This window comes from Actinoplanes sp. NPDC024001, assembly GCF_040638955.1.
GTDB lineage: Bacteria > Actinomycetota > Actinomycetes > Mycobacteriales > Micromonosporaceae > Actinoplanes.
In genome coordinates this window covers 22,652-47,342 of the sequence record NZ_JBEZZB010000063.1, presented here as the reverse complement: position 1 = coordinate 47,342, position 24,691 = coordinate 22,652, and the positions used below count along the sequence as shown (strand labels likewise).

The 24,691-nt window shown below is 71.8% G+C and carries 19 protein-coding genes; 12 read left to right on the top strand and 7 right to left on the bottom strand.

The features are described from left to right. The first annotated feature begins 46 nt into the window (after positions 1-46). The gene (locus AB0F81_RS24430; protein ID WP_360200796.1) at positions 47-619 is read left to right on the top strand and encodes a TIGR03086 family metal-binding protein; all 573 of its coding nucleotides are present in this window, start codon (positions 47-49) and stop codon (positions 617-619) included. A 41-nt stretch (positions 620-660) separates the two neighbouring features. Here the strand turns inward: AB0F81_RS24430 and AB0F81_RS24425 are convergent, their stop codons facing one another. The 4 genes from AB0F81_RS24425 to AB0F81_RS24410 form a co-directional block, all read right to left on the bottom strand. After that, entirely contained in the window at positions 661-1,242 is a 582-nt protein-coding gene (locus tag AB0F81_RS24425; RefSeq protein WP_360200795.1) for a hypothetical protein, read from the bottom strand. A 77-nt stretch (positions 1,243-1,319) separates the two neighbouring features. Next, positions 1,320-1,859: an adenylate kinase gene (locus tag AB0F81_RS24420; protein WP_360200794.1), complete on the bottom strand. Its 540-nt coding sequence runs from the start codon at positions 1,857-1,859 to the stop codon at positions 1,320-1,322. Further along, the gene (locus AB0F81_RS24415; RefSeq protein ID WP_360200793.1) at positions 1,859-2,533 is read right to left on the bottom strand and encodes a response regulator transcription factor; all 675 of its coding nucleotides are present in this window, start codon (positions 2,531-2,533) and stop codon (positions 1,859-1,861) included. Before AB0F81_RS24415 ends, AB0F81_RS24420 begins: the two co-directional genes overlap by 1 nt. Beyond that, entirely contained in the window at positions 2,530-3,777 is a 1,248-nt protein-coding gene (locus AB0F81_RS24410; RefSeq protein ID WP_360200792.1) for a histidine kinase, read from the bottom strand. The genes AB0F81_RS24415 and AB0F81_RS24410 overlap by 4 nt, the downstream gene beginning before the upstream one ends. Positions 3,778-3,930: 153 nt before the next feature. Between AB0F81_RS24410 and AB0F81_RS24405 the strand changes: the two genes are divergently transcribed. The 7 genes from AB0F81_RS24405 to AB0F81_RS24375 all read left to right on the top strand — a co-directional run bounded on the left by AB0F81_RS24405 (position 3,931) and on the right by AB0F81_RS24375 (position 17,376). Beyond that, complete coding sequence (locus AB0F81_RS24405; RefSeq protein WP_360200791.1) at positions 3,931-4,611, top strand: ABC transporter ATP-binding protein; 681 nt, start codon at positions 3,931-3,933, stop codon at positions 4,609-4,611. Further along, positions 4,608-6,995 (top strand): FtsX-like permease family protein, encoded by a 2,388-nt coding sequence (locus tag AB0F81_RS24400; protein WP_360200790.1) that lies wholly within the window; start codon positions 4,608-4,610, stop codon positions 6,993-6,995. Before AB0F81_RS24405 ends, AB0F81_RS24400 begins: the two co-directional genes overlap by 4 nt. A 1,506-nt stretch (positions 6,996-8,501) precedes the next feature. Next, a complete protein-coding gene (locus tag AB0F81_RS24395) occupies positions 8,502-9,284 on the top strand; it encodes a hypothetical protein (protein WP_360200789.1) in 783 nt (260 codons plus the stop codon). 354 nt (positions 9,285-9,638) lie between these two features. Next, positions 9,639-15,683, top strand: a complete 6,045-nt coding sequence (locus AB0F81_RS24390) for a polymorphic toxin-type HINT domain-containing protein (RefSeq protein ID WP_360200788.1) — start codon at positions 9,639-9,641, stop codon at positions 15,681-15,683. After that, positions 15,658-16,050 (top strand): hypothetical protein, encoded by a 393-nt coding sequence (locus AB0F81_RS24385; protein WP_360200787.1) that lies wholly within the window; start codon positions 15,658-15,660, stop codon positions 16,048-16,050. The genes AB0F81_RS24390 and AB0F81_RS24385 overlap by 26 nt, the downstream gene beginning before the upstream one ends. A gap of 359 nt (positions 16,051-16,409) precedes the next feature. After that, positions 16,410-16,877 (top strand): hypothetical protein, encoded by a 468-nt coding sequence (locus AB0F81_RS24380; protein ID WP_360200786.1) that lies wholly within the window; start codon positions 16,410-16,412, stop codon positions 16,875-16,877. A gap of 10 nt (positions 16,878-16,887) precedes the next feature. Beyond that, complete coding sequence (locus AB0F81_RS24375) at positions 16,888-17,376, top strand: hypothetical protein (RefSeq protein ID WP_360200785.1); 489 nt, start codon at positions 16,888-16,890, stop codon at positions 17,374-17,376. Here AB0F81_RS24375 and AB0F81_RS24370 read toward each other — a convergent pair. Beyond that, positions 17,354-17,500 (bottom strand): hypothetical protein, encoded by a 147-nt coding sequence (locus AB0F81_RS24370; RefSeq protein ID WP_360200784.1) that lies wholly within the window; start codon positions 17,498-17,500, stop codon positions 17,354-17,356. The genes AB0F81_RS24375 and AB0F81_RS24370 overlap by 23 nt on opposite strands. Positions 17,501-17,630: 130 nt before the next feature. Here AB0F81_RS24370 and AB0F81_RS24365 point away from each other — a divergent pair, with 130 nt between their 5' ends. The 4 genes from AB0F81_RS24365 to AB0F81_RS24350 all read left to right on the top strand — a co-directional run bounded on the left by AB0F81_RS24365 (position 17,631) and on the right by AB0F81_RS24350 (position 21,468). Continuing rightward, positions 17,631-18,398: an NYN domain-containing protein gene (locus AB0F81_RS24365; RefSeq protein WP_360200783.1), complete on the top strand. Its 768-nt coding sequence runs from the start codon at positions 17,631-17,633 to the stop codon at positions 18,396-18,398. Positions 18,399-18,503: 105 nt separating this feature from the next. After that, the gene (locus tag AB0F81_RS24360; protein WP_360200782.1) at positions 18,504-19,505 is read left to right on the top strand and encodes an efflux RND transporter periplasmic adaptor subunit; all 1,002 of its coding nucleotides are present in this window, start codon (positions 18,504-18,506) and stop codon (positions 19,503-19,505) included. Next, positions 19,502-20,194 (top strand): ABC transporter ATP-binding protein, encoded by a 693-nt coding sequence (locus AB0F81_RS24355; protein WP_360200781.1) that lies wholly within the window; start codon positions 19,502-19,504, stop codon positions 20,192-20,194. Before AB0F81_RS24360 ends, AB0F81_RS24355 begins: the two co-directional genes overlap by 4 nt. Then, positions 20,191-21,468, top strand: coding sequence for an ABC transporter permease (locus AB0F81_RS24350; RefSeq protein WP_360200780.1), 1,278 nt, complete (start codon positions 20,191-20,193; stop codon positions 21,466-21,468). The genes AB0F81_RS24355 and AB0F81_RS24350 overlap by 4 nt, the downstream gene beginning before the upstream one ends. 51 nt (positions 21,469-21,519) lie before the next feature. Here the strand turns inward: AB0F81_RS24350 and AB0F81_RS24345 are convergent, their stop codons facing one another. Next, on the bottom strand, positions 21,520-22,920 hold the full coding sequence (locus AB0F81_RS24345) for a hypothetical protein (protein WP_360200779.1): 1,401 nt from the start codon (positions 22,918-22,920) through the stop codon (positions 21,520-21,522). Positions 22,921-23,247: 327 nt separating this feature from the next. Beyond that, complete coding sequence (locus tag AB0F81_RS24340; protein WP_360200778.1) at positions 23,248-24,678, bottom strand: protein adenylyltransferase SelO; 1,431 nt, start codon at positions 24,676-24,678, stop codon at positions 23,248-23,250. Positions 24,679-24,691: the final 13 nt, after the last annotated feature.

The following is a 24,691-nucleotide window of genomic DNA, read 5'->3' as shown; positions in this document are numbered from 1 at the left end:
GTGCCTTTAAACCGTACGGTTGAAAGCTTTGGAAAGGGGTCGTCCCATGGCGTTGTCCGACCTGTCTCCCGCCGAGCGGCATCGGCAGATCACCGCCGTTTTCACCGACCGTGTCCGCGGCACCGAGCAGTGGGACGTCCCGGCGCCGGTGGACGGGTGGGCCGCCCGCGACGTGGTGCGCCACCTCGTCGAGTGGCTGCCCGGCTTCCTCGCCGCCGGTGGTGGCGTCGACCTGCCGAAAGGCCCGAGCGCCGACGAGGACCCGGTGCGGGCCTGGGAGGTGCAGGCCACGGCCGTGCAGGCGCTGCTGGACGACCCGCAGACCGCGACCAAGACGCTCGCCAACCCGCACATCGGTGACGTGCCGCTGGATCAGGCGATCGACCGCTTCTACACCTCGGACGTCTTCATGCACACCTGGGACCTGGCCCGTGCCACCGGCCAGGACGAGCGGTTGGATCCCGAGGAGTGCGCGGTGCTGCTCGCCGGGATGAAGCCGGCCGAGCAGATGATCCGCGCCTCGGGCCAGTACGGCGCTGCCGTCCCGGTCCCCGCCGACGCCGATGCTCAGACCCAGCTGCTCGGCTTCATCGGCCGCGACCCCCACTGGAAAGCCTGAAAGGCCGGCCGTCGACCGAAGAGGGGGCGGGACCGGCGGGTTCAGGCGGGAAAGTACGTGCCGCCGGTCAGGGCCAGCTGGAGGACGGGGGCACGATCGGCCTTCGGCAGGGAGTGCTGCACCACCGCCGTGAATCCGTCGAACTGCCGGTGCACCCGCCACGTCGCGTCGTTCAACGGGGACAGCCAGGCGACCACCTCGCGCCGGCGGTCCCCGGCCACCTCGGGCGGCAGGCAGAAGTCGAGCAGTTCGGTGAGGTCGTCCTTGCTGTACGGGGCCGGCTTTCCGTGCCGCGCACACGAGACACCCCACACCGCTTCGCTGTCCTCCGGAACGCGGGTCATGGTCAGCCGCACGCGCCCGTCACCGTCCGGGTGTTTGCGCTGCATGATGGCCTGCCGAGCGGTCTGTTTCACCGGCCGCTTCCAGCGTTTCTCCCACGCTTTGATCAGCGCCGACGCCCGGAGCTCCGGCAGCGCCGCCGCCACCAGCGTCGAAGGGGACGGCGCCGCCGTGCCGGCCGTCGGCTCCGGATGCGGCCCGCGATCGCGCCCGAAGACCGCCATGTAGGCGGCGAAGGTCAGCAGCACCGCGACGGCGAGCGTCCCCAGGGTTCTGCGCACAGTGTCCGGTCCTCCGACATGATCTCCGGTCGCCAGCACTGTAATGGGTCATGTCGATACATCTGCGACACCCCCGGCTAGGACGGAGAAATCACCGCCCGGAGCCATCGTTCGGCGTCGGCGGGGGAGCGGAACAGCAGCACCGGTGGCAGCTCCGGGTCGGTCTGCCACTGGCGCATCCGCCGCCGCTTGCGCGGGAACGACTGGAAGTGGAACGCCACCAAGCCGTCCTTCCCGAAGAGAGTCCGCAGCGACTCCACGTTGCCGTTGCAGATCGGCGTGCGCGTGATCCACCGGGCCACGGTCCGGCGGATCAGCCGGCTCAGCGAGACCCACCGCGGATAGTCCAGGCCGATCACCAGGTCGGCGCGGGCCAGCGGGATGTCCGTCCAGGATCCGTACGCGGCGTCGATCACCCACGTGTCACCGGCGCACACCTCGGTCATCCGGCGGCGCTGCTCCTCGACCGGCACCTGCACCCAGCCCGGTTCCCAGGTCAGGTCGTCGACCGAGTGGTAGGGCAGACCCAGCCGCGCGCCGATCCGGGCGGCCAGCGTCGACTTGCCGGAGCCAGTCACGCCATAGACCAGGATCCGCTTGCCGGTCGGCGCCGGCATCAGCCGGGCCGCCGGGCGCTCGGCGTGACCAGGCCGGTCTCGTAGGCGACGACGACCGCCTGCACCCGGTCCCGCAGCTGCAACTTGGTCAGGATCCGGGTCACGTGCGTCTTCACCGTCGCCTCGCTGAGCCGCAGCGCCGCCGCCAGCTCCAGGTTGCTCAGCCCGCCGGCGAGCAGCGTGAGCACCTGCCGCTCGCGCGGGGTCAGCGACTCCAGGTCCCGGTGCAGCGAGGGGTCGGGCCGGGTGAACCGCTCGACCAGCCGCCGGGTGATCGACGGTGCCAGCAGCGCGTCCCCGTCCTGGACCACCCGCACCGCGTGGATCAGGTGGTCCGGTGTCACGTCCTTCAGCAGGAACCCGCTGGCACCGGCGGCGAGCGCCGCGTACACGTACTGATCAAGGTCGAAGGTGGTCAGAATGACCACCCTGACCGGCTGGCCGCCGGCTGTCGCCGGCGCATCCGCCAGGATGCGCCGCGTCGCCTCCAGGCCGTCCATCTCCGGCATGCGGATGTCCATCAGTACGACGTCCGGCCGCAACCGCCGGGTGACCGCGACTGCTTCGGCGCCGGTCGCCGCGTGCCCGACCACCTCGATGCCCTCGGCCGCCAGGATCATCGTGAACCCGGTCCGCACCAGCGCCTGGTCGTCGGCGATCACCACCCGCGTCATGCGGCAGGATCCTTCCACGGGATGCGGGCATGCACCCGGAAGCCGCCGCCGAGCCGGCGGCCGGATTCGAGGGTGCCGTCGTAGAGCCGCAACCGCTCGGCGAGCCCGAGCAGCCCGGCGCCGGCGCCGTTGCTCGCTGCCGGGCGCGCCCGTGGTGGCGGCGCGTCGTTCTCCACCGAGATCACCAGCTCGTCGCCGGTCGCGGTCACCGCAACCTCGGTCGCCGCGCCGGGCGCGTGCCGCAGTGCGTTGGTCAGCGCCTCCTGCACCACCCGGTACGCCGCGAGGTCCAGCCCGTGCGGCAGCGACAGCGGCGTGCCGTGCAGGGTGACCGGCTGCCCGGCCCGCCGCACGTTCTCCACCAGCGTCGCCAGCTGGTCCAGGCCGGGCTGCGGGCGCAGCAGGTCGTCGTCCGGCCCCGGCGCGAGCACCCCGAGCAGGTGCCGCAACTCGGCCATCGTCTCCCGGCCGCTCGCCTCGACCGCGGTCAGCGCCTGGCGGGCCATCTCCGGCTGGGCGTCGAGGACCTTCCCCGCGGCGCCGGCCTGAATGGTCATCACGCTGACGTGGTGGCTGACCACATCGTGCAGCTCCCGGGCGATCCGGGCGCGCTCGTCGGCCACCGCCAGCCGGGTGGCGGCCTGCTGCTCGCGTTCCAGTGCCTGCGCTCGCTGCTCGGAGGCGAGCGCCCGGCTGCGCGCGGCCCGCACTGTCACGCCGAGCAGGCCGATCGGCACCAGCAACATGAACACCCCGGCCCAGTCCGGCAGTCGCGGCCAGGTGTTGTCCGAGGTGGCGGCGACCATCACACACACGGTCAGCAGCGTGCTCATCGACAGCGGCACCGACCGGCCGTGCAGGGCGAGCGCATAGGCGCCGATCAGCAGGGCGATCAGGTTGGCCAAGTTGGCCTCGACGTCGAACCCGGCGAGCGCCGCCACCTGCACCGCGAAACAGAGCAGCGGCCACTGCCGTCGGGCCAGCAGCGGGGCGGTGACCAGCAGGTTCGTCGCGAGCAGAAGCCCGGTCGGCGGGCGCTCCTCGGCGGCGAACAGGACGCCGTCCGGGAAGTCGGGCGGCGTCGGCCACAGCAGCACCGAATCGGGAGCGGGACCGTCGCCACGCTCACCGGTCAGCGCCACGGCGGCGAGCGCCAGGAGCACGACCAGGGCGACGTCCGTCCACACCGTCAGCTCACCGGCGCGCCACTTCGCCATCCAGCGGATGCGCAACGACCGGAACACGGCCCCATTCTGCCGTCCGGCCCGGCCCGGAACATCAATCGCGACGGCTACATCTCACGGATGACCCGGCGCCGGGGGTCCCGTCCTACGGCCGACGACCGCGACCGGCCTGCCGCTCTAGCGTCCACGGCGACCCAACGCGAGGGAGGAACCATGAGTGATCTGGTGCGGCTGCGGGCCGTCGGCAAACAGTACGAGTCGGCCGGCCCGCCGGCTCTGGACGGGGTGCACCTCACCGTCGCGCCCGGCGAGGCGGTGGCGGTGATGGGCCCGTCGGGCAGCGGCAAGTCCACTCTGCTCAACCTGATCGCCGGGCTGGACCGGCCGACCACCGGCGAGGTGGAGGTGGCCGGGACCGTGCTGAACCGGCTCTCCGAGAAGGCGCTCGCCCGGTTCCGGCGGGCCACCATCGGCATCGTCTTCCAGTTCTTCCACCTGCTCGATGACCTGACCGCCCGGGACAACGTGCTCTTCCCGGCCCAGCTGACCGGCACGCCCCGGCGGGCCGCGCAGGCCCGCGCTGACGAACTGCTCGACAGCCTCGGCCTGGCGGCCCGCGCCAACGCCTATCCGGCGCGGCTCTCCGGCGGCGAACGGCAGCGCGTCGCCGTGGCCCGGGCGCTGATCAACGAACCGCCGCTGCTGCTGGCCGACGAGCCAACCGGCGCGGTCGACGCCGCGGCCGGCGAGCAGATCATGCAGATTCTGCGCGAGCTCAGCCGGGGCGGTCAGACCATCCTTCTGGTCACCCACGACGCGGACCTCGCGCATCGCTGCGCCACCAGGACCGTCGAGGTACGCGACGGGCACCTCGCCGAGAGAGTGCCGTCATGAGGGCCGTGCTGACCGCGGCGTGGGCGGCGGCCCGCCGGCGGCGGCTGCAGACCCTGGTCGTCTTCGCGGTCGTGCTGCTCTCCAGCGCCACGGCGATCTTGGCGCTCGGCCTGCTGGTGGCCTCCAGCGCGCCGTTCGACCGCGCCTTCACCAGCCAGAACGGGGCGCACGCGACGGCCGCCTTCGACGCCGCGAAGGTGAGCGACGCCGACCTGGCCGGCACCGCGTCCCGGCCCGGCGTCACCGCGGCGGCCGGGCCGTACGCGACCGTGGAGGCTCAGCTCAGCAAGGGGCGGGAACGGCGGCCGCCGGGCACGATCGCCGGCCGGGCGGACACCGGGAGCACGGTGGACCGGCTGGAGGTCTCGGCCGGGACCTGGCTCACCGGCACCGGCCAGATCGTGCTGACACCGCAGCTCGCCGGGCTGCTCGACGACGGCTGGAAGGTCGGCGACGAGATCACCGTGGTCGACGGCCCGGCGCTGCGGGTGGTCGGGATCGCGTCCTCGGTCACCGGCACCGCGGTCGCGTGGGTGTGGCCGGGGCAGACCGACGTGCTGCAAGCCGAGGGCGGCGCCACCGGGCGGCAGATGCTGTACCGGTTCGCCGATGCGAGCACCGACACGGCGCTCGACTCGGCGCTGGACACCGCCACGGCCGGGCTGCCCGCCGACGCGCTCACCGGGCGGACGTCGTACCTGGCGGTGAAGCTGGAGGTGGAGGGCCGGATCAAGGTGATGGTGCCGTTCGTGGTGGCGTTCGCCGCGCTCGGCCTGGTCATGTCGGTGCTGATCGTGGTCAACGTGGTCGCGGGAGCGGTGGTCGCCGGGTTCCGCACCATCGGCGTACAGAAGGCGCTCGGGCTCACCCCGGGGCAGGTCGTCGGCGCGTACGCGGGTCAGGTCCTGCTGGCCGGCGTGCCGGCCTGCCTGCTCGGGGTGCTGGCCGGCCGGCTCGTCTCGATCCCGTTGCTCGGCCAGACCGAGCGGGCCTACAGCACCAACAGCGTGCCGTCGGTGCCGCTCTGGGTCGACCTCGCCGTGCTGGCCGGCGGGGTGATCCTGCTGGTCCTGGCCGCGGCCGGGCCGGCCATGCGGGCCGGTCGGTTCTCCGCCGCGCAGGCCATCGCGGTCGGGCGGGCGCCGCGCAGCGGCCGTGGGTTCCGGATCCGCCGTGCGCTCGCGGCCACCGGCCTGCCCCGGCCGGTCAGTTTCGGGGTGGGCACCCCGTTCGTGCGGCCGGCCCGGGCCGCGATCACCGTCATCGCGGTGCTGCTCGGCAGCACCACCGTGGTGTTCGCTGCCGGGCTGTCGGCGTCGCTGAACCGGATCGCCGAGGCCGGCAACCGGACCGAAGCGGTTCCCGTGCTGGTCAGCCTGGGCGGCATGATGGCGCCGGGCGGGCCCGTCGGCGGGGGAGCGCAACCGGCGACGACGCCGCAAGGTGGTGGCGCACCGGCCGACCCTGGGCGCGTGCAGGCCATCATCGAGGCGCAGCCCGGCACCGCACACCTCACGGCGATCACCGAGGTGGACGCCGGCGTCGGCGGACTGACCGAGCCGATCGAGGTGCGCGGATACGACGGTGACTCTTCGTGGACCGGCTATCCGATGATCTCCGGACGTTGGTACTCCGCCCCGGGCGAAGCCGTCGCCGGTGCCCGCCTGCTCAAATACACCGGCGCGCGGGTGGGGGACACCGTCACGATCAGCACCGAGCGTGGCCGGCGCACCCTCACGATCGTCGGCGAGGCGTTCAGCAACGGCGGCGACCCGGTGCTGATCACGGACGTGGCGGAACTCGGCGCCCTCTACGACATCGCCCGGCTGACGCCGCGCAACTTCGAGGTCGGGCTGAGCAGCGGCACAGACCCCTATCAGTACGTCGACAAGCTCGCCACCGCGCTGGGCGACCTTCCCGCCGCGGCGGCGGTCAGTGCGGAGACGCAGGAGAATGAGGTGATCGCCGTGATGCTCGGTTTGATCGCCACGCTGACCCTGCTGCTCACCGCGGTCGCCGGCCTCGGTGTGCTGAACACGGTGGTGCTCAACACCCGGGAACGCACCCATGAGATCGGCGTGCTCAAGTCGATCGGGATGACCCCCGGGCAGGTGCGCCTCATGGTGGTCAGCTCGATGCTGGTCATCGGCGCGGTCGGGGGCGTGCTGGCCGTCCCCCTGGGGTGGCTGTTGCACGGCTGGGCCATCCCGGTGATGGCCGGCGCCGCGGGCCTGACGCTGCCGAGCGAGGTGCTCGCGGTCTATCGGCCGGCGCTGCTGGTGGGTCTCGCCGGCGCCGGTGTGCTGCTCGCGGTCCTGGGCGCGCTGCTGCCGGCCGGCTGGGCGTCGCGAACCCGCGCCGCCACCGCGCTGCGGGCGGAATGACTGTGCCGCCCTCCTGCCCCGAGCCTGGCCGTGGGGCTTCACAAGATCGAGTGTGGGATTCGCATCGGTGGGCGGTTGGTCCGGTGGGAAGGGCGGGATGGCGGTTTGGGGTCGATCACCGGATTGCGAATGGGGGCTTCCTCCGGCTTTGCCGGGGTTGATAAAGGCAGAGGTACCTGGTCACGGCGGTGGTGACCGCTTTCGATAGAGTCGGGCCTCGCCGAAACACGGGGAGGAACAGACATGACTGGCACGGGTGAGGAGCCGGGTAACACGCCGGCATCGGACCCGGCTTCCGGCGCGGCACCGGTGCCCGGCCCGGACGCGACCGGCGACCCCACGGCGCCGCTGACCCCGGGCACCAAGCCCGCGAACGAGGCGGAATCGACCACTCCGTTCCCGGCGCAGCCGGCGGAGCACAGCGCGGAACCGACCACTCCGTTCCCCTCGGCGGCAACGGGCTCCGGTTCGGGGCCGACTGCTCCGTTCCAGCCGGCATCTGGCTCCGGTTCGGAGCCGACCGCTCCGTTCCAGGCCGCATCCGGGTCTGGGGCGGGACCGACCACGCCGTTCCAGCCGGCATCCGGGTCCGAGGCGGAACCGACCGCGCCGTTCCAGGGGCAGTCGGCGGAGCGTGGGGTAGAGCCGACCGCTCCGCTTCAGCCGCCGGCGTCTGGCGGGGAGTCCACGCGGCCGTTCTGGGAGCGGCCGTCGGGGCCGCTCGCGGCGCAGCCGCCGGTCCCGGGAGCCGGGTCCTTCCCGGCTCAACCGCCGGTTCCTGGTGCGGGGCCGTTTGCGGCGCAGCCGCCGGTTCCGGGAGCGGAACCGACCGCTCCGTTCCCTTCTGCCGCTTCCGGAGCTGAGCCGACGACGCCGTTCTGGGTGGAGCAGCCGTTCCCGGGCCAGCCGGCGGCCGGCACCGATCCGACGACGCCGTTCCCGCCGGCGCCGCCCGTGTGGCAGCCCGCCGAGGAGGCCGGCAAGTCGGCCTATCCCCCGGCCTTCCCGCCGCCCGGCCCCGCAGGTGCGCCGGCTTTCCCGCCGCCCACTTCCGCAGGTTCGCCGGCCTTCCCGCCGGCCGGCCCCGCAGGTGCACCGGCCTTCCCGCCGCCTGGCTCCGCCGGTGTGCCGCCCTTCCCGCCGCCCACTTCCGCAGGTGCGCCGGCTTTCCCGCCGCCTGGTTCCGCCGGTGTGCCGCCTTTCCCCCCACCCGGCCCCGCCGGCGCACCGGCCTTTCCGCCGCCTGGGTCCGCTGCGCCGCCGCCTTTCCCGCCGCCGTTTGCCGCGGCTGGGCCGGGTAACGACGCGCCGCCGCCCTTCCCCGCGCCCTACGGCCCGGTGTCTGGGCAGCCGGGGCAGCCCGTGTCCGGGCAGCCGTTCGGGCAGCCTGGGCCGCCGGTCTCCGGGCAGCCCTTCGGGCAGCCGGGGCAACCGGGTCAGCCGGGTCAGCCGGGTCAGCCGTTTGGGATGCCGGGCCAGCCAGGCCAACCGGGGCAGCCGTTCGGGATGCCGGGGCAGCCGCAGTTCGGCGTGCCGATGGCGCCGCAGCCGCGGCGTAGCCGTAACGGGCTGCTGGCGGCCGTGGTCGTGGCGATCCTGGTGGTCATCGCCGGTGGGGGTGGCCTCGGCAGCTACTACCTGCTGAAGAACGAGGACAGCACGGCTTCGCCCAGCGTCGGCCTGCCGTCGGTGGCGCCGACCGGAACGAGCGAGCCGCAGCCGGGTACCGACCCGGGGCTGGGCGGCACCGAGCCGGAGCCGACCGAGGACGCGCAGCAGGGGCCGGAGGCCAGCGCCTACCCGGCGGAGAAGATCTACGACCTGAACCGGGTCTGTGACGAGAACATCTACTACCCGGAGGCTCCGAAGCGGGCCGGCAAGGCGCCGCACCCGGTGGTGCTGCTCGTCGACGACGGTGACGGTGTGCGCAGCCAGGACGGCACGTACTACTTCGACGAGGGCCTGTCCAACACGGTGAAGAACATCTGGGCGGCGGACAAGCCGGGCAAGGTGCAGATGGTGGCCTGCCTGGACCGGGTCAAGGAGGGTGCGAAGATCCGCACCTGCAAGTACGACGACCCGGAACCGCTGAACGTCTCGCTGATGCGGGCCACCTGGAAGCTGCGCGTCGTCGAGGTCGCCACCGGCAAGACGCTGCTGGAGAAGAGCCTGAACGGTGACGACAAGCAGTGCCCGTACGTGGTGTTCGTCGGCCCGGACAAGAAGATCCACGCCGGGGTGAGCGACCGGGCGGCGGTCTCCGCGCTGCGCAACCTCGTCAAGAAGTAGAGGGCTGAACCGAAGTGCCCGCCGCGCTAGCGGCGGGCACTTCGTCGTTCCCGGGCCGGGTGGCCCCGGTAGTGAGAATCGGCCGCTGCACCATGACGGAAGCCCCGCCGGACTTTAGGTGATCCACGACACATCACTGCCGCCGCTGGTTCGTCAGCGCACCCCCGCGGCCTCCTGAACTGCACCGGGAGCGCTCCCATAGACAAAAGTCAATAGTGCTTTCAGGGGATGCGTCGACGATCGTCGATGCGGAAGGGTCGGCGCCGGACTGCAACGCCCAGACACGGGGGAGTGTTATCGGTGCGCCTGTCGAGTCGATCAAGGCTGCTCTGTCAGCTTTTCGTCGCCCTGTTAATGACCGCCTATCTCGTCGTCCAGCCGCTGTCGCCGGCCGCCGCCGCTCCGGTGGCCAAGCCCGGCGCGGGGCCGGTCAACAGCCCGTTGCCATCCACGGCAACCCCGAACCATGGCCTACCCGACGGGCAGGCCGCTCCGCCCGTACCCCCGGCGCTGCAGGCCGAGGGGAAGCCGAGCGTGCCGGACGCCGCGGAGAAGGCGCGGCGCAAGAGCGAAGCGATCGCCGCGGCCAAGGTGGTCTCCGCGCAGGAGGCCGCGTTGCCCGGCCGGCCGATCGCCCGGCCCGGCTTCCTGCTCGGCGACACCTCGCTGGTCGTCTACTGGGACGCCGAGGTCAACGAGGGTGACCCGACCTCGTGGGGCCGCTGGTTCGCGACCGTCACCGACACCGCGACCGGCGCCGAGCAGCGCTCGAAGGAGCTGGCGCAGAAGGACCTGAGCCGCTGCTACAGCCCGGCGCTGCTGTGCCGCAGCTTCGGCGCGGCCGACGGCTGGGTGCTCGACCCGGCGCGGACCTACACCGTCACGGTCACCGAGATCGCGGCCGACGGCACCGAGCTGACCAGCGCGCCGAGCGCGGCCGCCAAGCCGCGCACGACCGAGGACGTGCCGGCGCTGCCGGCCGGACAGGCGGTCGGCTGCGGCTGCGCCACGGTGCTCGGCCCGACAGTGGTCGCTCAGGCGCTGCGCGGCGCCACGGTCAACACGGCGACCGGCGCCTACCTGCGGGTGGAGCGCGACTTCACGATGCCGTCCTACGGCATCCCGTTCAACCACGCCCGCTACTACTCGTCGGGCAACACCGCGACCGGCATGTTCGGCGCGGGCTGGAGCTCGTCCTACGACATCCGGGTCGCCGCCGCCGACAACGGCGCGGTCCGGGTACGCGCGGAGGACGGCTCCGAGGCTGTCTACACCGCCAACGGTGACGGCTCCTACGAGCGCCCCGCCGGCATCCGCGCCCAGCTCACCAAGGTCGACGGCGGCTGGCAGCTGGTCCCGCCGGACCGCCGGGTGCTGCGGTTCGACGCCGCCGGCCGGCTGCTGTCGATCAAGAACGCCCGCGGCCACGGCGTCACCCTCGGCTACACCAGCGGTGGCCTGCTCAGCACGGTGACCGACGCGAGCGGCCGGGTGGTCCGCTTCGAGTCCCGCGCCGACCTGCGGCTGATCACCAAGATCACGCTGCCGGACGGCCGGTCCGCCCAGTTCGACTACCAGGACGGGCGCCTGCTGAAGACGCAGGACCCGCGCAACTACGTGACCAGCTACGGCTACGACACTGCCGGGCGGCTCGCGGAGATCACCGACGCGCGCGGCGGCAAGCTGATCCGCAACGTCTACGACGCGAACGGCCGGGTCGCCGAGCAGCTCGACCCGGAGGGCGGCAAGACCACCTTCACGTGGGACGCCGGTGAGCAGATCGCCCGCACCACCGACCCGGACGGCGTGGTGGTGACCGACGGCTACAAGAACAACGTCCTGCTCTACAGCCGCAATGGCGGCAACGACACGGTCAACCACCGCTACACCGGACGGCTGAACAAGTCGCTGGTCGTCGACCCGCGGGGCAACCAGGAGGAGACCCGCTTCGACGAGAACGGCAACCCGGTCGCGCGGACCGCGCCGGAGCCGTTCGCCTTCACCGAGAACAGCACGTTCGACGCCCGCACCAACCTGACGGCGTTCAAGGACGGGCGCGGCAACACCTGGAAGTACGAGTACAACGAGTTCAACGAGATGGTCTCGCAGCGGGACCCGAAGCAGGAGACCGGCTACCGCTACACCTACGACACCAAGGGCCAGCTCCTCACCCGGACCGACCCGCGCGGCAAGGTCACCCGCTACGAGTACGACACGAACGGCAACCGCACCGCCGAGATCGCGCCGACCGGCCGCCGCACCGAGATGACCTACGACGTCACCGGCCGGCTCGCCTCACTGGTCGACCCGCGCGGCACCGTCGAAGGCGGCAACCGGGACGCCTACCGCACCCGCTACGTCCACGACCAGCAGGGCCGCGTCACCGAGGTGTGGCAGCCGGGCAAGGCCCAGCCGACCCGCACCACGTACGACGAGCTGGGCAACACGGTCGTGCGCACCGACCCGCTGAGCAACTCCAGCCGCTACACCTACGACCGGGCCAGCCGCCTGGTCGAGGTGAAGGACCCGGTCGGCAACGTCACCACGACGAAGTACACCGCGGCCGGACGGCGCGCGTCGATCACCGACGGCGAGAACAACACCACCAGCTGGACCTACGACCGTAACGGCCGGGTGGCGACCGAGACGTCGCCGCGCGGCAACGCCGACCCGTCGAAGGCCGCCCTGTTCACCGCGACCTTCCACTACGACTACAACGGCAACCTGATCCGCACCGACCGGCCCTACGGCTCGGGCGGGCAGCGGGTCGAGGTGGACACCGCGTTCGACGCCCTGGACCGCCCGACCGGGCAGAGTGACCAGTTCAAGCAGGGCACCACGGTCAGCTACGACAACAACGGCAACGTCGTCGAGATGACCAACGAGCGTGGCGAGACGCTGACCAGCAGCTACGACTCGGCGAACCGGCGGACCGGCAGCGAGGGCCCGGGCGCCGGTGCGGCCGGCATCGAGTACGACGAGGCCGGCAACCCGGTCCGCCAGACCACGCCCACCGGCGGGGTCGTCACCACCGCGTACGACGACGACGGCCGCGTCGTGGCGGTCACCGAGCCGCGGGGCAACGTGGCCGGCGCCGACCCGGGTGACTACACCACCCGCTACGCCTACGACCAGGCCGGCAACCCGTCGACGGTGACCGACCCGCTCGGCGACGTCACCAAGGTCACCCACGACGCGCTGAACCGCACCACGTCACAGGTGGACCCCCTGGGCAACACCACCCGGTTCACGTACGACGCGGCCGACCGGCTGGCGAGCGTGACCGGCGCGGACGCGCCCGGCGGGCAGTCGCTGGTCTACGGCTACGACGCCAACGGCCGGGTGATCAAGCGGACCGACCCGCTGGGCCGGACCGCCTCCACCGAGTACGACCGGGCCGGCCGGACCACGGTCACCACCGACCCGATCGGCCGCCGCCGCGAGTACGTCTACGACGCCGACTCCAACCTGGTCGAGGAGGTCACCGCCCGGATCGTGGAGGAGGGCCGCCCCGACCCGAACCGCCCGGCCCGGACCATCTTCTACGGCTACGACAACATCGGCCGGCTGATCAGCAAGCAGCTCGGCGCCGGCGGGGTGACGCACACCTTCGGCTACGACGCGAAGAACCGGCTGGTCAGCGCGGCGGACCCGGCGGGGACGCAGTCCTACACGTATGACACGACGGACCGCCTCACCGCGTTCACCCGGGGTGCGGAGACGTTCGGCTACAAGTACGACAGCACGGACCGGATCACCGAGCGGGCCTACCCGGACGGCACGAAGATCGGCGCCACCTACGACGACGGCGACCGGGTCCGTACGCTCACCGCCTCGCGCGGTGGGGCCAGCGCGGAGTACGGCTTCTCCTACGACGTCGCGGACCGGCTGACCGGCATCACCTACCCGGAGTCCACCGGCATCACCGAGAGCCGGGAGTACGACCGGGCCGGCCGGATGACCCGGATCGCGGCGACCAAGGGCGACACCACGCTGTCCGCCTTCGACCTCACGCTGGACAAGGTCGGCAACCCGACCCGGATCGTGGAGACCACCGGCGAGCCGGGGCAGCCGACGATCACCGAGGCGACGGCGTACACGTACGACAAGGCGAACCGGCTCACCGCGGAGTGCTTCGGCGCGCAGACCTGCGCCGGGGCGACCGCCGAGCGCACCGACTACACGTACGACCTGGTCGGCAACCGGACCACGATGAAGCGGGTGGCGCCGGGCGAGAACACCACGACCACCTACACGTACGACGGCGCGGACCAGCTCACCCGGGAGAGCGTCACCGGAACCCGGACGAGCAGCCGCGCGTTCGCCTACGACCTGGAGGGCAACCAGACCGAGGCCGGCTCGGACCGGTTCACCTACGCCCTCGACCACACCATGACGTCGGCGACGGTCAACGGGCGCAAGACCGACTACACGTACGACGCCACCGGCAACCGGATCGCCGCGGTGTCCGGGACCGACAAGCAGACGTGGAGCTGGGACGTCAACGGGCCGCGCCCGCTGCTCGCCCAGGAGCGGGGCGCCGTCTCCCGCGACTACCTCTACGACCCGTCCGGTCAGCCCCTGGCCCTGCTGGTGCCCGGTGCTGACGGCCTGACCGCGCACTCCTACCTGCGGGACTGGCTCGGCGGCGTGGCCGGGATGGTGTCGCCGGCCGGCGCGCCGGAGGCCAGCTACGACTACGACGCCTTCGGCGTCACCCGGGACAGCTCGGCCGCCGACGGCGCGCCGGAGAACCCGATGCGCTACGCCGGCACCTACCAGGACGTCAGCCAGGGCGATCGGTACGCGATGGGCGCCCGCAGCTACGACCCGGGCACCGGGCGGTTCGCCTCGAAGGACCCGGTCGTGCAGCCGGCCACCGACCAGGCGGTGTCGACGTACTCGTACACCAACGCCCGGCCGACCGTGCTGACCGACCCGTCCGGCGAGGACCCGGACGGCAACGGGATGTCCGACGCGTACGCCAACTACTACCGCTCGGTGGCGTGCGCCAACAACCCGGACGCCTGCTCCTCGACCACCGACGCGAACACGTCGGCCGGTGGTGAGGGCGAGCAGGAGACCGACAACCCGGACTGGCTCAACGCCAAGAAGATCGTCGACGAGGCCGAGGGCTTCGTGAAGCAGATCGGCGACGAGATCGTCAATCTGATCCTCGACCTGGTCGGCTTCAACGACGCGAAAGCCTGCATCACCGAGGGCGACATCGTCGCCTGCATCTCCACCGCGCTGCAGGCCGTGCCGTGGGGCAAGATGTTCAAGGCCGCCAAGGTCGCGATCAAGGCGATCGGGGTCGGCCGGCGGCTGATCGACGCCTACAGCCGGCTGAAATCGGCGAAGAACGCGCTCGCCAACATCCCGCGCTACATCAAGAAGGCGACCCAGACCACCGACGAGGCCGCCGACAGCAAGAAGTACGCGGACGAGGCGGCGAAGGCGGCCGAGGGTGCCAAGGACGCCGGCGGGAAGGCGAAAGCCACCTCGCAGAAGGCGGCCGACAACGCCAAACGGTCGCCGAAGAAGACCACCACGACCGGGGAGAGCTGCAAGTACGCCAAGGGCAACAAGGCGCGGCTGCAGTCCAACTCGTTCGCGGCGGGCACCCCGGTGCTGTTGGCCGACGGCAGCACCAAGGCGATCGAGAAGCTGGAGCCGGGTGACACGGTCAAGGCGACCGACCCGGCCTCCGGGCGGACCGAGCCGCAGCAGGTGGTCGCGTCGGTGGCCGGCAGCGGTGACAAGCACCTGGTCGACCTGGAGTTCGCGGGAGCGGGCGCCGGAGGCGGCGGTCCGCCGGATGTCACGGCCACGGCTGGGCACAAGTTCTACAGCCTGGATCGCGGCTGGGTCGCGGCCGCAGAGCTGCGTGATGGCGAGAAGCTGCGGGACGACTCCGGCGCCGTGGTCACGGTGGCCGCGTCGGCCGAGCGGGCCGCGAAGGCCACGGTTTACAACCTCACGGTCAGTGGTGCGCACACGTACTATGTGCTCGCCGGAACCAGTGCGGTGCTCGTCCACAACTGCGGGGACATCGCTCTCGGCAAGCAGGATGTCGACGGCGACGACAGCGCCCTGGACATCTTCGCGATGGAGCGCGACGCCACGACGTACAAGGAGTGGGGAGACTCGAAGCCGTGGTACGACCATCTCAAGGGCTTCGTCGCCGACGGCAAGACGAACATCCACGTCAACCTGGACGGCATCGACGACCCGATCGCGTACGCGGCCTCCGGCAAGAACGTCGACTACACGGATCCGTCGGGCCGGGGTTTCACCCGGTGGGAGATGTACCTGCTGAGTCAGAACCCGGCGTCCTGGACGCGGGTCAAGTGGTATCGGAACGGGCGAACGGTTGACAACCCATTCGCAGCGAAATGACGACCTCGTCCTCCCGTGGCGGAGCGGCCGCTACTTCAAGGTGTGGCGCTACGGCATCGGCCACTCCCAGTTGCTGCTGCGAAGCCGCGCGGAGGACGGGATCAGCATCCTGTGCGAGGCCGTCGAGTTGATGCGCCTGCGCCGGAGCTATCCGGACCTCGTCCTCCGCTACGCGGGGGACGGGGAGCCCGGCTTCGAGGAACTGGCCGAGCTGCCGATCCCGCAGCTGCGCCTGGTCCTGGAGAGCCCCGGCCGGGTGGGGTTGATCTCCTGCTCGCGGGTGACCATCCGGCGCACCGAGGACCCGGACGACGACTCCTGGCACGGCGGCACCGTGCTCTACTTCTCAACCTCAAGTAGAGGTTGAGACTCGACCTGAGGTCGAGGTTGAGGGTCGCTGGAATGAAGGCGGTCAGGCCATGACATCCGCTGACGGGGACGCCTACGGTCAGGCCGGATTGCACGTCGCGGACTGGCCGCCTTCATCACGCGTCGGAGGCGGCCGGACCCGTACCCGGTGGGTGCTGGAGACCCTGGCCGACCTGCCGGTGGCTGTGGTTGTCGATGATTCGCATCGAGCCGTTGTTCGCCGTCGTCGCCGGATGGCCGCACGTTTGTCCGGCGGCGGACTTGAAGCAGCCGTCGGGTAGTCGCTGTTGCGGCCTCCCGCACGGTCAGGCGGCACGGACGGTTGGCGGGGCGGCTCGCGGGGGATGGACAGCGTCCATGGGGGAGTCCGTTCAGCCGGCCGGTGAGGTGCACGTGCTCGGCGAGTCGAAAGTGTGGCCGGCGGTGCTGATCCCGATCGGAGCCGCGGCGGTGCTGGTCGCCGTCTCGGTCACGATCGGCTCCGTGCCCTGGTACGGCGCCGCGCTCCTGGCGATCGGGCTGCTCGTCGCGGTCGCCCGCCGGGGCAACGCGGTCCTCGCTGACGACGAGGGGCTGCTCATCCGGGGCCGGGGCGGGCTGCGCCGCTCGTACGCGTGGGCGCAGATCGACCGGATGGGCTGGCAGGACACCTCGTCGTGGGCGCGGGAACTGGTCGTCTACCCGCGCGGCGAACCGTACGACGTGCCGGGGCCGAACTCGCCGGCCCGCCCCGGCCGGATCTGGCGGTGGCAGCGGCGGCCGCAGGCCGACCCGCTGCCGGGCCTGCGCGACCGGTACGGGATCAAGTCGCTGCTCGACCCGTAGGCTGTCGCCTGTGATCTTCAGGGTGCGCCGGTGGCGGCTGTGGCTGGCCATCGTCCCGTCGCTGTGGGCGCTGCTGTTCCTCAGCCGGGTGGTCGCCGCGGCGCTGATCGGCACCTTCCGGCCGGCCGAGGCGCTCGTCGAGGTGACCATCTCCGCCCTGGCGGTCGGGTCGGGCGTCACGTTCTTCCTGCGCCCGCTCGGCTGGGTGCGGGTCGCCGAGGCCGGACTCGAGTTCGCGCCGACCGGCCACGCGGCGATGTTCCTGCCCTGGGCGGCCGTGCAGACGGTCGAGCTGCGCTACGCCGGCCCGTTCACCCGGCTCGTGATCACACCCACCGACCCGGCCGCCGTCGAGGTCACCGGCGAAGCGCTGCGCGTGCAGAGGGCGCGGCGGCGCGCCGGGTTCCCGTCCTACGCCGTCGATGTGGGCCTGCTGGAACCCGGCGCGAAACAGCTGCTCGCCGAGGTGCGGAGAGTCAGGCGAACCGCTCGGTCGTGACCTGGATCAGCCCCTGCCGGCGCACCCGCTCGGTCAGCTGGTGCAGCATCGCGCCGATGGCGTCGCCGGCGCCGGTGGCGGGCTGGACGGTCAGGTCCAGAGCCCAGGCGACGTCGCGGCCCACCCGGCGCAGCTCCCAGTGGAAGGCCTCGTGGCTTCCGCTCGGTAGGCGGGCGGGGTGGCCCGTACCGGGAAGGTGGAGTGAGTGGGCTCCCAGCGCGAGCGACCTGCGGGGTGGCCTTGATAATGGGCCGATGGCCAACGAGACATCGGCGAAGCTCGCCGTCCTGATCGATGCGGACAACGCCCAGGCGGCGATCGTGGACGGGTTGCTCGCCGAGGTCGCGAAGTACGGGACGGCGCACGTCAAGCGGGCCTACGGGGACTGGACCGGGACCAGCCTGCGCAGCTGGAAGGAGCAGCTGCTGGCGCAGTCGATCCAGCCGATCCAGCAGTTCTCCTACACGGTGGGCAAGAACGCCACCGACTCCGCGATGATCATCGACGCGATGGATCTGCTGTACAGCGGGCGGTTCGACGGGTTCTGCATCGTCTCCAGCGACAGCGACTTCACCCGGCTGGCGTCGCGGATCCGCGAGTCGGGGCTGACCGTCTACGGGTTCGGGGAGCGCAAGACGCCCAAGCCGTTCGTGGCGGCGTGCGACAAGTTCATCTACACCGAGAACCTGGCCGAGCCGGTGGAGGTGGCGCCGGTGGAGAGCCCGGTGCTCAGCCCCACCCAGCTGCGCGGGGACACCAGCCTGATGAACCTGATCCGGGCGGCCGTGGAGGCGGCCTCCGGTGACGACGGGTGGGCGCCGCTCGCCGCGGTCGGGCACATCATCACCAAGCAGCGGTCCGACTTCGACCCGCGCAGCTACGGATATCCCAAGCTCGGCGGCCTGGTCACGGCCATCGGGCTGTTCGACATCGAACGCCGCGACTCCGGTGACGGCAAGCCGGCCGTCATCTGGATCCGGGACCGCCGGCGGCGGCCGGAGAAGAGAGTGACGGCCGACTAGGCCAGGTTGCGTCGAACCTGTACCGTCTCCTCCGCCACACCGGGCATTCGAGATCATCTCTCAGTGTTCGGGTGGTTTCGTGACGTGTTCGGGGGAGAGGTAACCGTGAATCGACGCAGGCTGGCCCGGACCGGGGCGGTGATCTCAGCGGTGGCCCTGCTGGCCGGATGCGGGGACGGTGAGGAGAAGACCACCACCCCGGAGCTCGGCGAGCGCGGCACGGTACTGACCACCGTGAAACCGGAGAAACAGGACCTGAGCAACAAGATCAGCCTCAACGGCAAGGTCCAGATCAATCCGGTGTTCGGGGTCGTGTCGCCGGTCGACGGCGAGGTGCGCTACGTGCAGCGGCAGCCGTCCACGACGCCGGCGTCCGAGCCGCTGTGGGTGGCCACCGTGTGGTCGGACGGGCACCCGAACGAGGTGACCATCCCGAAGAACTCGACCATGGCGGGCCGGCTGATGAACGACCGGTCCGTGGTCACCGAGGGCATGCCGATCGTGTCCGCCCGCCACGCCGGGTACGCGATCGTGGCCGACATCGACAGCGCGCAGGCGTACCGGATCTCCGGCGCGGTCACGTCGGTGCAGGCGCAGATCAAGAACGGGCCGGGGCCGTTCAAGTGCAAGGCGCGCGGCACCATCGCCGCGCTGCCGGCCGGGACCATCCCGGAACCGCCCCCGCCGCCCAGCCCGACCACCGGCCCGTCCGGCGCGCCGGCCGCGCCGAAGCCGCAGCCGGAGCCGGAGCAGGAGGCCGGCAGCGAGGGGTCCGAGGCGACCGGCATGCAGCTGGTCTGCACCGCCCCGAAGAGCGTCAAGCTGATCAACGGCGCCGCGGTCACCCTGGACGTCGTCACCGAGAAGGCGGACGACGTGCTGGTGCTGCCGGTCGAGGCGGTCGCCGGCAGCCAGGGCAAGGGCAAGGTCGACATCGTCGGCCCGGACGGCACCCGCAAGACCGTGGACGTCACCCTCGGGCTCACCGACGGCAAGGTCGTCCAGATCAAGAAGGGCCTGACCGGGGACGAGAGCATCGCCGTGCCCGGCCCGAACTTGCCGGCGGCCGACCCGGCCGAGGGCGGACAGCCGGGGATGGGCGGATGACCGGGCCACTGATCCAGCTCACCGGCGTCACCAAGATCCTCAAGGGGCAGGAGGAGCCCCGGACGATCCTGGACGGCGTCGACCTCACCGTGGACCCCGGCCAGAGCGTGGCGATCGTCGGCCGCTCCGGCTCCGGCAAGAGCACGCTGCTCAGCATCCTGGGCCTGTTCGACCGGCCCGACCAGGGCAGCTACGTGCTGGCCGGGCAAGACATCAGCCGGCTGCCCGAGCGCAAGGCGGCCAAGCTGCGCAGCTCCCACTTCGGGTTCGTGTTCCAGCGGTTCTTCCTGCTCAAGCACCTGACCGCGGCGCAGAACGTGGCGATGGCGCTGGTCAACGGCCAGGGCTGGCTGCCCCGCCGGCAGCGCCGCACCCGTGTGCTGGAGGCGCTCGACCAGGTCGGCATCGCCCACCTGGCGAAGAACCGGCCGGCCCGGATGTCCGGCGGTGAGCAGCAGCGGGTGGCGATCGCCCGGGCGCTGGTCCGGGACCCGCGGGTGCTGCTCGCGGACGAGCCGACCGGCGCCCTCGACACCGAGACCGGCACCGCGGTGATCGACGCGCTGCTGTCGGCGACCACCCGGGGCTGCAGCCTGGTCCTGGTCACCCACGACCGTGACCACGCCGCCCGGATGGGCCGCACCATGAACCTGGTCGACGGGGTGCTGACCGAGCGGGTGCCGGCATGAGGCGGCTGTCCGGAAGCTACCGGTCCGCGCTGATCATCGGCATCCAGGGCATCCGGGCGCGCAAGCTGCGCACGCTGCTCTCCATGGTCAGCCTCTTCCTGGGCGTGCTCGCGGTGGTGGTGGTCCAGGCGGGCGCCAGCATCGCGGAACGCGCGCTGATGTCCGACCTTGAGCTGCGCTCGGGGTACGACGGCACCCTGATGATCGACGTGATGCCGCACGAGAAATCGCCGCAGATCGTCACCGAGACGCTGGACGGGCGGACCGACGCGCTCGCCGTGATCAGCCTGCAGGCGATCATCGGGGAGCCGGGCGTCAGCCCGATCAACCCGGGCGGCTCGCCGTTCGACCAGACCGGCTGGGGCAGCACCGAGGTCTGCGACGACGCCGGCAACTGTGTGCCGGGGCCGCCGACCGGCGAGGCGATCGAGGTGGCGCTCACCGCGGTCACCGGGGATCTGCTGAAGTTCCGGCCGCTGCGGCACGTCAGCGGGAACTGGCTGGACTTCAGCACGGTGCCGTCCCTGTCGCCCCGGTTGGTGATCAACAAGGAGGCGGCGAAGGGCTTCGAGAGTCACCAGGTCCCGGCGGAGATGCGGGTCCGGGGCGCCACGGCGAACATGACCCCGCAGATCGTCGGCGTCATCGACGACGGGGACGTGCAGCCCCGGGCCTATGTGCGGCAGGACGAGCTGACCAACTGGGTGCCGGCCGGCAAGCTGTCCGATCCGAACATGGGCATGCCGATCCAGGTCCTCACCGGCCAGGGCGGGCCGGTCGAGCAGATCCTCACCACCAAGCTGCGGGCGGCGGGCATCGAGTCGTACGCCAACCTGATCGAGTCCCGCAAGCAGATGGAGGACCAGCTCAAGCTGATGCGACTGGTCTTCCTGTCGATGGCCGGGCTGGTGCTGCTGATCGGCGTGGCCGGGATCCTCAACGTCGGGCTGGCGACCGTGGGCGAGCGCGTGGAGGAGTTCGCGCTGCGCCGGGCGGTGGGCACGCCGCGGATGCTGCTGGCGGGGATCGTGCTCGCCGAGACGCTGCTGACCGGTCTGCTGACCGCCGGGGCCGCGATCGGCGCGGGCGTCGCCGGGTTGAAGGTGCTGTCGATGCTGCTCGGGTCCAGCGAGCCGCTGCTGCGGGACGTGCAGTTCCCGTGGGAGGCGGGGGTCGCCGGGATCATCGCGGGGATCATCGCCGGGGTGCTCGGCGGGTTCATTCCGGCGCTGCGGGCTGCCGGGATTCCGATCGCCACGGTCATGCGGGCCTGATCGCGGGGCCGGCTTCCAGGGCTGCTGTCCCTGGAAGCCGGCCCCGCGACGTCAGGCTTCGAAGCGGGTCCGCCGGCGGCGGGCCGCCGCGAAGCCGAGCAGGCCGGCCGCTACCAGAGCCGCACCCGCGACGCCCAGCACGGCCCCACCCGGGCCGGTGATCGGCAGAGTGCCGCCGTCCTCGCCGTTGTCACCGGCTCCGCCGGCCTCGTCGCCGCCGGCTTCACCGCCTGCCTCGTCGTCCGTGTCCTCGCCGCTCGCCGCGTTGAGGACGATCGGCGCGCTGTTGTTGGCGTCGTCGTAGCCGTCCGGCACCGTGGGGTTGGCCTCGATGCTGCCGGTCGCGTCCGGCACCACCTTCGTGATCTTCAGCGTGAAGGTCCAGCGGGTCATCTCGCCCGCACGCAGCAGGCCCGCGGCCTGGCACCGGTACGTGTCGCCGGCCGGGACACAGGACCGCTCCTTCTTGACCACCTCGGTGCCGGGCGGGAGCGTCACGACGCCGACGATCCCGGGCACCCGGAGGTGGCTGTCGTAGCGGGTAGCCGGGCCCTTGTTCTGGACGGAGACCGTGACGTCGACCTCGGCGCCCGCCTTGCCGGTGGCCTTCGCGCCGATCGCGGCCAGGTCGAAGCCCTGCTTGCCGGTCACCGTGACGGTGATCGACTGCTGGTCGTCGGAGTCGTCGGGATCGGTCTGCTTCGCCTTGGCGGCGGTGGTGGCGACCTCCTCCAGGCGCAACCGCGGGCCGGTGCCGAACTCGCCGGGCAGCGGGTGCCCGAGGTCGTCCCAGCGCTGGGCCTCGTCGTCGTAGTCGTCCCTGGTCAGCCAGCGGTAGTCGGTGAGAATCTCGCTCGGCGCGTAGGCATCGGCGGCGAGCCGCAGGCCCAGCCCCACCCGGTAGGTGACGCCCGGCTTCAGCTCCTGGTCGAACACGCAGCCGAACGGCCGGCCGTCCGAGCGGTAGCGGCAGTTGGCGTGCCGGACGGTCGCCAGCATCGCGTCGTCACCGAAGATGTTGACCGCGGCACCCTTGATCGTGGTCGGCCCGGTGTTGCGGACCTCCAGTGGCGCCGTGAAGTCGGCGCCCGGGGCGACACTGACCGAACCCGGCTTGCCGGCCGCCAGGTTGACGGTCTCGGCGACCTCCACCTTCGCGGTGTGGACGACGGGGGAGCGGCCCTCGGCCCTCAGCGTCGCCTTGATCTCGCCGACCGTGCCGACCTCGGCGTCGGCGGCGGCCTTCACGGCGGCGCGGAAGCGGCCGATCAACCCGTTCGGACCGACCGTGATCACCGCGTCGGCCTTGCAGGTGAGCTTCGCCGGCGAGTCGCTCGTGCAGTTCCCGATGCCCTCGACCACGGCGAGGCTCACGCCGTCGGCCCCGGACAGTTCGAAGGTCATCGTGGCGCCGGTGAGACGCACCTCGCTCTCGGCCTTCAGCGCCGGCAAGACCCGGGTCTCGCCGCCGACCCGACGGTCGCGCCGGAAAGCACGAAATCGACGGCGGGGTCGGCGGCGCGAGCCGGAGCGGGCAGGGTGAGCGCGGCCGCGGTGACGGCGAGGGCGGTCAGTAATCGCCGGACGGCGGTCGCTGCATCAAAGGGTTCCTCCCATGAACACTCGAGGGACGAGGGTTCCGGGAGCTTATGGATCTAGACCGAAGCGCGCGACCCCGTGGCGGTGGGATCGGGCGGTGATTAACTCCTCACGAGAAAGATGATGTTCTGGCACAGCGGATGCCGGAGTCTGCGCGTTGCACGCATTTGCGTGCCGCCCTCACGTTCCGCAGAAGGTCTGGAAGCCGTCGCAGAACTCGCGTGGCGCCGGCTCGGCATAGCGCTCCCAGCCGTCCCGCACGGTGAACGGGGCGCTGACCACCTCGACCAGGCGGTTCACCGGCTCCAGGTCGCCGGCGGTGGCCGCGGCCAGGGCCTCCTCGACCAGGTGGTTGCGCGGGATGTAGACGGGGTTGACCCGGTCCATCGCGTCCGGATCAGGACCGAGAGAACGCCACCGCGCCATCCACTCGTCCGGCATCGGCGCGGGGGCCTCGGCCCGGTGGGCGGCTGCCAGCGTACGGAAGAAGGCAGTGTGATCGACCTGATCGGCCTGCATCGCGGCAACCAGATCGTCGATCAGCGGCCCGGCGTCCGCCTCACCGGACAGACCCAGCTTCGTGGTCATCCCAGAGACCCAGGCCTGCTGGTAGCGCGGGCGGAACCGCCCGAGAGCCTCGGTCGCGAGGGCGACCGCCTGCTCCTCGTCCTCGGCGATCAGCGGCAGCAACGATTCCGCCAGCCGCGCCAGATTCCACTCCGCGATGATCGGCTGATTTCGGTACGAATACCGCCCCGCATGATCGATCGAACTGTAGACGGTGGCCGGGTCGAAGGCGTCGAGGAACGCACACGGACCGTAGTCGATGGTCTCCCCGGAGATCGTCATGTTGTCGGTGTTCATCACGCCGTGGATGAAGCCGACCAGCATCCAGCGGGCGATCAGCGTCGCCTGGGCCGCCGCGACCGCCTCGAAGAATGCCAGGTAGGGCCGCTCCGAGGAGGCCGCCTCCGGGTGATGCCGGGCGATGGCGTGATCGGCGAGGCGCCGCAGCAACCCGAGGTCACGGGTCGCCCGCGCAAATTGGAAACTGCCCACCCGCAGGTGACTCGCCGCGACGCGGACCAGCACCGCCCCCGGCAGCGGCGACTCGCGATAGACGGTGCCGCCGGTCGCCACCACGGCCAGTGACCGGGTCGTCGGGATGCCGAGCGCGTGCATGGCCCGGCTGATCACGAACTCGCGCAGCATCGGCCCGACCGCTGCCAGCCCGTCCCCGCCGCGGGCGAACGGCGTGCGCCCGGAGCCCTTGAGATGCACGTCGCGCAGCCGGCCCGCGCTGTCGGTCAGCTCGCCGAGCAGCAACGCCCGCCCGTCACCGAGGCGCGGCGAGTAACCCCCGAACTGATGCCCGGCGTAGGCCTGCGCCACCGGCCGGGCGCCGGCCGGCACGCGGTTGCCGACCAGCATGCGTACGCCGTCCGCGCTCCGCAGCCACGTGGGGTCGAGGCCCAGGTCGGTGGCGAGGGTCTCGTCCAGGGTGAGCAGGCGGGGGTCGGGGAAGTCCTCGGCCTGCCAGGGGACGGAGAGTTCGGGCAGCTCCTGGGCGAACCGGCTGTCGAAGGTCACGGGAGGCGCGGTGATGCTCACCCGATCGAGCCTA